Source organism: Vibrio hepatarius (genome assembly GCF_011806575.1).
Taxonomy (GTDB): Bacteria; Pseudomonadota; Gammaproteobacteria; order Enterobacterales; family Vibrionaceae; genus Vibrio; species Vibrio hepatarius_A.
In genome coordinates this window covers 1-7789 of record NZ_JAATOO010000050.1, presented here as the reverse complement: position 1 = coordinate 7789, position 7789 = coordinate 1, and the positions used below count along the sequence as shown (strand labels likewise).

The window sequence follows — 7789 nt, the reverse complement described above, 5'->3', positions numbered from 1 at the left end:
ACCACCGATACTTCAGATGTTGCTGAAACGTCAGACACCAATGAAACACCGGCAACAGAGACGAATGTGGCTGATAATTCGGACACCACCGATACTTCAGATGTTGCTGAAACGTCAAACACCAATGAAACATCAGCAACAGAGACGAATGTGACTGATAAGTCGGACACCACCGATACTTCAGATGTTGCTGAAACGTCAAACACCAATGAGACATCAGCAACAGAGACTAATGTGACTGATAATTCGGACGCCACCGATACTTCAGATGTTGCTGAAACGTCAGACACCAATGAAACACCGGCAACAGAGACTAATGTGGCTGATAAGTCGGACACCACCGATACTTCAGATGTTGCTGAAACGTCAAACACCAATGAGACATCTGCAACAGAGACTAATGTGGCTGATAATTCGGACACCACCGATACTTCAGATGTTGCTGAAACGTCGAACACCAATGAAACATCAACGACAGAAAGTCAGTTAACTGAAAATAGCGCTGCTGAGGAAGATAAAGGTGATGTGTATGAGGTGCAGCTAGAGTCAGAGCTTGATTTTGTTGCAGAAAACCAAACATTGCAGCTAAATCCTAGCGGTTTTTATAACGACGGTACGAGTACTTCAATGCTAGATAAGCCAATAACTTGGCACTTGTCAGACTCAATTGCGAGCATAGACGAATCAGGCATGCTTAAAGGAATAGAAAAAGGACAGCTCCGTATTTGGTTTTCTTTTGAAGGACTACAAAGCAATGAGATCACGATTAATATAACAACAGGCCTACTTCCTTGTGGCGGACAAATAAACGATACCAGTAAAACAAATGCTGCTGGTTACTGTTTAAAAGTGGTTGAAGGCTATGAGGGGGATGCCGAAAACAAGCTGTTTACAGCCTCACCAAGTATCAAAGTGATGGAAGCTCTAGGTTATACAATAAACGATTCTCGTTACAACTCTTACAAAACGTATGGTGGAACACATACTGAGACAAGAATAGAAGGCGAGTTTGCGCGTTTTCGTTACGACGGTTGGGACTGGAACAACACTTTAGGCAGTCCTGACTACGGCAACGGAGGCCAACTTGATCGCTATTGTGCTAACCTTGCCGAACTACAATTCTTAGGTCGTACTAACTGGAGAAGAGCAACTCGGTATGAGTTGTACAGTTTAGCCTTTTATTTAGAAGACTTAACTGAAAACTTTGGTTGGCCCGGAACGTATGAATATTGGACAAGCACACCTACAACTGATGGCAAGTTTTACTCTCACCATTTAATTAGCAACACAACCAGAATACATTCCGAAAGCATTAAAAACTATGCTTCTTGTGTTTCAGACAATGGATAATGATCCGCAAATTAAAAACTGTATGAAAATTACATTTCATACAGTTTGAATAAATTTGACCTGAAGCCCAAAGATTATGCGCGCACGCTTAGCTGAGCAGAGATTGACGGCTAGAGCGTATTGGCAATCTTTGTCGTGAGTTGGTCAACGCCTTGCGATAACGCTTCCACTAGCGAGGCATACCCCTCTTCTTGCAGTGGAACAGTGAGATTAAAAGGCTGGCTGTACATGACTTGCCCTTGGCCATCAATCACACTCCAAACGCCTGATAACTCTGCGTTACCCGTGTACGAGCCATTAAAACGCTGTAAGTTAAGCTGCAGTTTTGCCTGCTCAGTTTGTTTAACGACCGAGCTCATTTTCACTGGCCAGTACTTAGTTTGCTTTTTACGTAGATCATTCACAATACGCTGATTCAGTTGCTCACTGAGGCTTTCCGCCCAACGATTGTATTTTGCCTTAACCACTTGAGTATCAGAGGTGCGATACACCAAGCTCGATTCATTGAGGTAGTCGGCAATGTCGATATTGCGCACCACCAGCAACGGTTTACTCGGTTGAGCCGCCTCATTTTGTACCGTTTCAGCGTGCGGCAATAGATACAGCTGAGTACTTTGCTCGGTACTGCTGCAACCCGCTAACGCCGCAAAAACTATCAGTGCCCATTTTTTCATTATTATTGTCCTTTTACTGGAATCGGGTCGCTTGTCTGGTCTTCACCAAACACCAACGAATTTGGCTTTTCGTTTAACTGGCGCAGCACTGGCTGGAATTCCGCCATCATGTGCTCGATCTCTTTCAGAGTACTTTGCATCTCTTGATACATAGTCGAGTCTGGGCCATAGCCATCCAAGGTTTTTTGCATCTGCTGTAAGCTTTGGCGAATATCCGCAGGCAGCGCTTGCGTATCTTTGTTCTTCAACAACGCATCGATACTATTTGCCACTTTCTCTGCTGACGCCAAAGTACGTTCAGACGTTTTCAGTGTTGAATTCAACGACGCAAACGTATCTTCCATCGGCAAGTTGTTCAGCTTCACTAACAGCTCATTGACCTGTCTTTCGAATTGGGCAAAGCCACCTTTCACGGTCGGGAATACTTGATAGCCTTGAAACTCTCTCTCTTCAAACCCTTTCTGCCCCGGGAAAAAGTCCATATCGATATACAGTGCTCCGGTCAGCAAACTACCGGTTTTGAGCGTTGCTCGCAGGCCTTTTGCGAAATCTTCTTTCATCCTCTGCCTCAGCGCCACAAGCGAGCTAGACTCGAAGTTATCGTAGATGCGCCCCATTTCGATTCGTACCAACACAGGAATCACTTTACTAGCAAAGCCCTCTTCTTCAGGAGAAGGAAGGCGCATTGGGACTTGCAATACCGTACCAATTCGCAAACCGCGATATTCAACTGGAGCTTTAGGTTTTAGACCGCGCACCGATTCGTCAAACAACATGGCGAACTCAATGTAATCGTTATACATGCCCTCTCGTGCTTGTTTCACATCATCAAACAGGCGGAATTGGGTCATCTGCTCGGTAACTTGTGGGCCTGCATCTTCATTCGGAGCCGTATCAAACGTCACCCCGCCAGAAAGCAGCGTTTCCAAAGAGCTGACTTTGACTTCAAAACCCTCGCTATTCAAACGCAGATCCATACCCGAACTAATCCAGAAGTTGGTTTTAGTGCGAACCAGGCTGTCATACGGTTCAAAGATAAACAGTTGGTACTGCGCTCGCTGCTTATTAATATCTAAGCCGGTGCTCTCAACACGACCTACCGTAAACCCTTTGTAGATAACTGGGTCACCCACACCCAATTTACCCGCTTCTTGGTGTGTCAGCACAATGCGCAGACCTTTCGCATCAGACGGTGCGACTGGCGGAATATCGAGAACGGTAAAATCTCTTTCACTTTTCTCCGAATGGCCTGGTTGAAGCTGGATGTATGAGCCAGACAATAAGGTCTCTAGACCCGATATGCCTTCTTTACCAATACGCGGTTTGACTACCCAGAACAAGGTGTCTTCACGTAGCATACGTTCCGCATCCTTGTTCATGCTTGCTTTTGCGGTAATGTAGTCATAATTATCACTGAGCGTCACTTCAGTGATCACACCTACTCTCACATTCAGCGACTTGATCTCTGTTTTACCGACTTCGATACCTTCTGCGGTTGGCAGCCTTAAGGTGATTTCAGGTCCGGTATTGTTAACGTATTCGAACAACATCCACGCACCAATCACCAATGCAAGAAGTGGCACGATCCAGATTGTCGATATTTGTTTTTCAGATTTAACTTGAGCAGTTGCCTTATTTTTATCACTCATATTTTGGCTTTCTCAGTAGAGTTAGTTATTGGCTCTTGCGCATCACCCTGCGGTTTATTCCACAGAATACGCGAATCAAACACCATGGCAGAGAGCATAGTAAAAATCACCACAGCGGCAAAAAACAGCGCTGCAGGACCGGGATAAATCGCCATCAGATTTTGCAGTTGCACCAACGCAACCAAAATCGCGACCACAAAAATATCAATCATCGACCAGCGACCGATAAATTCGGTTAAACGATACACTTTTAAACGTGCCGCGCTCTCTTCTTCAGGTAAATCAATCGGCTTACCTGCATTGTAATAGAGCCATGCAAGCGCCAGCATTTTCGCTATCGGGATAAAGATACTGGCAAAGAAAATTACCGCCGCGATTGGATATGAGCCTAAGCTCCAGAGCAGCACGACCCCTTCCATAATCGTTGAGCCTTCCGCTTGGCCTAAGCTGACGGTATACATCATCGGATACAGGTTGGCTGGAATGTAAAACACCACCGATGCGATCAACCATGCCCACGCTTTTTGCAGATTTTCATGTGGGTCGTACTCATGAACTAAACTGCCACAACGGATGCAACGTTGATGTTTAGTTTGCTCAATAGGGTTGATTTGATGACAGGTATGACAACCAATATGGTTGTGGTTAAGATGCGTATCCCCTTCTTTTATCCCTTCCACTTCAATTGCAGGAACAAAGTGTTGCCACAGCCAGTGTCGGTCAACCATCGAGATACATTTCACCACCAAAACGGTATAAATGCAGAATGCCCAAAACGAGTTGCCCATACCGACATCCGCCAAAGAGGCAATCTTAACCAAGCTGACTAAAATGCCGATAAGAAACACATCGACCATCAACCACGGCTCGACGCGAAACAAGATACGACATAACGCAGTATAAAAACGGCGCTGTTTATCAGACAGCGGATGAGTCAGTGACTTGGCAGATTTGATCTGCAGATAAAGAATAAAGCTAATATAGACCGCTGGCAGCACCAAAACCGTCGCCAACAGTAAACCTGCGAGTAGCACGTTTTGAAACTGAGCCAGCATTTTGGCAGCGTGCAGCAAAGTGATTTCTTGTGAAAGACCTTGAACGCTGAATGACATGAAGGGAAATGAAACGCTTAGCACCAACATAACAAGGCACGCGATCGCCACCGCGATGACGCCTTGGTAAGGTTTGCTATTTACTTTAGTTAACGAATGCGCACAACGAGGGCATTGAGCCTGATGTCCGGGCTCAAGTGGAGGAATTTGCACAACCAGCCCACATTCTTCACATGAAATGAGCTGTTTTGGATTCGGCTGAGTTGTCATTCGTCACATTACTTAATGTTTTAATAACATAATAATACTGATTTCTTGTGATATCAGAACGACGGATTAGTAATATTTATAAATCTTTATAAATCCCATTATTAAAAGACTTTTTTGCCAGTCTTTTCTCATTTTTGAGAAAAAAACTAAAAACCATCAATGAATTTAGTACAAGAAACATCCAAATGATGAATGACGCTGACATTAAAAAACCGCCCCGAAAGGCGGTTTTTGCTTAGTGTTATTTAGCTTAAGGACAAGTCACTTCTTCCCAGAACCAGTTTGTCTGAGTCGGCGTTTCCCAAGCGCCAGGGTTGTTCTTCGCTAGGAAGCATTTTCCGTTGTAAGACACGGTAGTGCCCGCGGTTACCTGAGTACTACCCGGTACCCACTCAACAACATCACCCGGAGTTGTCGTGCCACCTGTATCACCTCCACCTGTCGAACCGCCGTCAGAGCCGCCACCAGTTTGAGACGATAAGTCTGCCAATGGTAGATCAGGTTGTTCAAACTTAAATGCGTAGTCCACACCATTGAGGTTCACGCTGTAGTTTGCTGGGCCAGAAATTGGTAGGTAGTAAACCATGTCTAGCTCGAACACATCGCCTGCTGGTAGCGCTTTCCACGTTGGTAGTGAGAACGCAACGCGGTGCATTGTGCCATCCAAACCACCGATGTTGTCAGCACGTGTGTGACCTGAAGAAATCACACTAAGCTCGGCACCCGATTGATCTTTCGCATTGTCAGGTGCTGATACTGGGATATCGAACTGGAATTCTGTACCACCTGGGATATCCATACCTGTGTTGTTGGTGAATGTAATCTTAGGGTTGATTGGGTAGTTTTGGTCGCCCACTTTGAAGCCACCGATTGATACTGAGATATCAACGGTTTCAGTCGGAATCGCACCTGTCGCTACCGTGTTACCGTAAGGCGTGGCCGCTTTAAACTTGTCGTAGATTGCCGAGGTCATGGTGTTACCCATGTGGTATTCACCATTGCCCGACGCACACGCCTGCTCTGTCGTATCGATGCTAGTACGTTGACCATTTGCATCTAGCACGTAACAGTTGTAGTCACCCGCAAGCTCCCAGAACATGATACCGCCAATTTCTTTGTCGATAACGTAATCAGCTTTGATATCGATTGACTGTTTGTCTTCCGTCGATAGGAACACACTCTTCTCGCTGTTCCATAACCAAGGCGCTACCGCGACGCTATCGAAATAACGAACGTAGCTGCCCACCATAGGTGCAGTCGCAGGATCTAGACCATAAGCCGCTAGGTACGAACCCCAGATACCTTTTTCTAGGTTCTTCGCATGCCACATTGGGTTGGAGCCTGCGCCCATTTCGTTACCCGCTGCGTCCAAGTCATGCCACATGTTGTCAAGACCTGTTGCGCCGTAACCACAGTTGTTCTTCTCGCCCTCACCAGTACCCGCTGGACACTCAGCTTGGTTTGGCAATGCCGCACGACCCCACAGACCGTTTTCACCACCAGTCACACCTTGCCAACCACGAGTATAGTAAGGCACACCGATGTTGATACGACCTGCTGGCATCGAACCACGGAAGTAGTGGAATGCCCAGTCAGTATTTAAGTAACCAATACCGTTGTATTGTGATGTTGTGTATACACTCCACTGTGCAAGCTCAGAGTCTTTGCCCGTGTCGTACAGTGCCGCGTTATGACCAACGTGATCGTTCCATGCGCCGTGCAAGTCATAAGACATGATGTTGACGTAATCGAGGTATTTACCCACTTCCATGGTTTCCATACCACGCAGTAGATAAGCTGATGAAGGCGCAGCGATAGTCAGCATATAATGCACGCCATCTTGCGCACTTGCCACATCCAGTTTCTCACGCAGTACGCGCATCAACTCATGGTAAGACTTCATTAGATGAGGGCGACGAGATTCAGAGAATGCTTTGTCATCTGGGTTACCTGCACCAGACATAGACGTTGGGTACTCGTAGTCGATATCTAAACCGTCAAACTTGTATTTACGCATCATTTCCACAGCAGACGCTGCAAACGTTTCGATACCTTGGTGGTTAATAGAGCCGTCCGCGTTAGTCGTCATGGTGTAGAAACCACCGTCTGCGACGCGATCACCATTTGTATCGAAGTGACCACCGGTTTCTGCCCAGCCACCAATCGAAATCAATGTCTTAACGTCAAACTTCTTCTTGTACGTCGCTAGCGCACCGAAGTGGCCTTTAAAGCCCAGCGTTGGATCAATTTCAACACCATTCCACTCTTTACCGACTGCTGCGTTGTTTGGATCGTTAACGTCACCAACATTCACTTTGCCATCTGAGCCAATACTCACGAACGCATAGTTGATGTGAGTTAGCTGTTCCCAAGGAATGTCGTTCACTAGGTACGAAGTTTGGTCATCGTCACCCGCGCGCCAGCTCGTAAAGTAACCGATCACACGGCGTGGATGGTCCGCACCCATCTTTTCACGGCCGTCTTCATCATAGATTGAACAATAAGGGACATCGACACCTTCAGTCTGGTAGAGACCATCCGGACGACACGTGCTGACTACAGGCGCTCCTGCAACAGCTAATGTCGCGATGTCTGAGTCAGTCGTTGCGCCCAAGTTATCCGTCGCGCGCGCGTAAACGGCAAGATTGCCCGACTTGGTTGCAGTGTAATCTAACGTGTATGGTGCGGTTGCTGCCGTGCCAACTAAAGCTCCTGCAACGTAGAAGTCGACTTTATCAACTGTGCCATCGCTGTCAGCGGCTGTTGCGCTCAACGTGACGACACCACCGACATC

4 protein-coding genes and 1 pseudogene are annotated in these 7789 nt (G+C 46.6%); 1 reads left to right on the top strand and 4 read right to left on the bottom strand.

The window, feature by feature from the left end:
- Nucleotides 1-1350 (top strand): annotated as a pseudogene (locus HCZ42_RS21285) (hypothetical protein); the annotation flags it as partial.
- Nucleotides 1351-1460: 110 nt separating this feature from the next.
- Here the strand turns inward: HCZ42_RS21285 and HCZ42_RS21280 are convergent.
- The 4 genes from HCZ42_RS21280 to HCZ42_RS21265 form a co-directional block, all read right to left on the bottom strand.
- On the bottom strand, nt 1461-2024 hold the full coding sequence (locus tag HCZ42_RS21280) for a PqiC family protein (RefSeq protein ID WP_167422675.1): 564 nt from the start codon (nt 2022-2024) through the stop codon (nt 1461-1463).
- A 2-nt stretch (nt 2025-2026) separates the two neighbouring features.
- Nucleotides 2027-3673, bottom strand: coding sequence for an intermembrane transport protein PqiB (pqiB, locus tag HCZ42_RS21275; RefSeq protein ID WP_167422674.1), 1647 nt, complete (start codon nt 3671-3673; stop codon nt 2027-2029).
- Complete coding sequence (locus HCZ42_RS21270) at nt 3670-4995, bottom strand: paraquat-inducible protein A (RefSeq protein ID WP_167422673.1); 1326 nt, start codon at nt 4993-4995, stop codon at nt 3670-3672. Before HCZ42_RS21270 ends, pqiB begins: the two co-directional genes overlap by 4 nt.
- A 250-nt stretch (nt 4996-5245) precedes the next feature.
- The coding region (locus HCZ42_RS21265) for a chitinase C-terminal domain-containing protein (RefSeq protein WP_167422672.1) at nt 5246-7789 on the bottom strand (2544 nt) is incomplete at its 5' end.

What these genes read in the sequence shown, in the direction of transcription:
- HCZ42_RS21280 (WP_167422675.1), bottom strand. Translation starts at nt 2,024, where the DNA reads ATGAAAAAATGGGCACTGATAGTTTTTGCGGCGTTAGCGGGTTGCAGC.
- pqiB (WP_167422674.1), bottom strand. Translation starts at nt 3,673, where the DNA reads ATGAGTGATAAAAATAAGGCAACTGCTCAAGTTAAATCTGAAAAACAA.
- HCZ42_RS21270 (WP_167422673.1), bottom strand. Translation starts at nt 4,995, where the DNA reads ATGACAACTCAGCCGAATCCAAAACAGCTCATTTCATGTGAAGAATGT.